This window comes from Kangiella sp. (genome assembly GCF_014762745.1).
In the GTDB taxonomy this organism is placed as follows: Bacteria; Pseudomonadota; Gammaproteobacteria; order Enterobacterales; family Kangiellaceae; genus Kangiella.
Map to the genome: position 1 here is coordinate 1 of NZ_JABURJ010000016.1, position 1,755 is coordinate 1,755.

A 1,755-nucleotide genomic window follows, 5' to 3' on the forward strand; every position below is an offset into this window, starting at 1 on the left:
AAACCATTGCCTAATGGTTGGTATCTAGAGCTATCCAATGAAATCTTTGCTTCTCCAGAAGGAACTGTATATGAAGGTCAAGGTATTAGCCCTGACTTTCCAATTGAGGTATTTGAGCTGGATAACCCCATTCAGTCTCACGCATTAGCCATTCAAGAAGTCGTAAATCTTATAGACTCGGCTACTTCTGAGGTTCAGTAGTTAGCAGAAAATTTGTACAAGTGTTCTGGGGTGATATAGAATATGCACCCTTTTTCAGGCACTCCAGAGCACCTTGTAACTTATGGCAACAACCCCTTCTCACAAATCAAACACCACCAACAGAGTCGGCTTTATAAGCCTTGGCTGTCCTAAGGCCCTGGTTGATTCAGAGCGAATCTTAACCCAGCTTAGAACCGAGGGTTATGACATAGTGCCAACCTATGAAGATGCAGATATTGTTGTTGTGAATACCTGTGGCTTTATTGATGCTGCCAAGCAGGAGTCATTAGAAGCTATTGGTGAGGCACTGAATGAGAATGGCAAAGTCATTGTAACGGGATGTCTGGGCGCTCAAGAGAATGATATTCGTGAAATACACCCAGGTGTATTGAGTGTTAGCGGCCCTGCGCAATATGAACAGGTGTTAACAGCAGTACATGAACACCTGCCACCCAAGGCGGAGCATGACCCTTTTATTGATCTAGTGCCACCACAGGGTATTAAGTTAACACCACGTCATTATGCCTATCTTAAGATTTCCGAAGGATGCAACCATAAGTGCAGTTTTTGTATTATTCCTTCGATGCGAGGAAAACTGGATAGTCGCCCAGTAGGCCAGGTTTTGGATGAAGCCGAACGCTTAGTAAAGGCCGGAGTAAAAGAACTATTGGTAGTCTCTCAGGATACCAGCGCTTATGGTGTCGATAAGAAGTACGCTCTGGACTTCTGGCAAGGGCAGCCGGTAAAAACTCGCATGAAAGAGATGTGTAACGCTTTAGGGCAGCTTGAAGATGTCTGGGTTCGTCTACACTATGTTTACCCCTACCCGCATGTAGATGAGATTATCCCATTGATGGCAGAAGGCAAGATATTGCCTTATCTGGATATCCCTTTCCAGCATGCCAGCCCAAGAATTTTGAAGTTGATGAAGCGACCTGGCGATATCAACAATGTGCTTGAGCGTATCCAAAAATGGCGTGATATTTGTCCTGAGATTACTATCCGCAGCACATTCATCGTCGGTTTCCCCGGCGAAACTGAAGAAGAGTTTCAGGAATTATTAGACTTCCTTGAAGTTGCACAACTGGATCGTGTTGGCTGCTTTAAGTATTCACCGGTGGAAGGTGCAACAGCTAACGAGTTACCCGATCCGGTACCGGAAGAGGTCAAAGAAGAACGCCTGGCTCGCTTTATGGCTGTTCAGGAAGCCATCAGTGCTGAGAAACTTCAGCAAAAGATTGGGAAAGTCATGACGGTTCTGGTCGACGAATTGTACGAAGACTGTGCATTGGCACGCTCAAGTGCCGACGCTCCAGAGATCGATGGAAAAGTCATCATTGATGAAGGGTTTGAAAATCTTAAAGAAGGGCAATTTGTTGAGGTTACCATCGAAGCAGCGGATCAGCACGACCTGTTTGCATCGGTGAACTCATAAGATTCAACAGCATAAAAAAGGAGGCCTTGGTCTCTTTTTTTATTGCAATACCTATATTATTTTTGGGGCTGATCCAGATAACTAGCCCATTTCGTCTTTAACCCATTGTTTTAATTGAT

At 44.7% G+C, this 1,755-nt stretch carries 1 protein-coding gene and 1 pseudogene; both read left to right on the forward strand.

What is annotated here, in order from left to right; genetic code table 11:
- A pseudogene (locus HUJ19_RS00840) lies at positions 1–201 on the forward strand (hypothetical protein); the annotation flags it as partial.
- Positions 202–283: 82 nt separating this feature from the next.
- Positions 284–1,636: a 30S ribosomal protein S12 methylthiotransferase RimO gene (gene rimO / locus HUJ19_RS00845; protein ID WP_290621685.1), complete on the forward strand. Its 1,353-nt coding sequence runs from the start codon at positions 284–286 to the stop codon at positions 1,634–1,636.
- Positions 1,637–1,755 lie beyond the last annotated feature (119 nt).

What these genes read in the sequence shown, in the direction of transcription:
- rimO (WP_290621685.1), top strand. Translation starts at nt 284, where the DNA reads ATGGCAACAACCCCTTCTCACAAATCAAACACCACCAACAGAGTCGGC.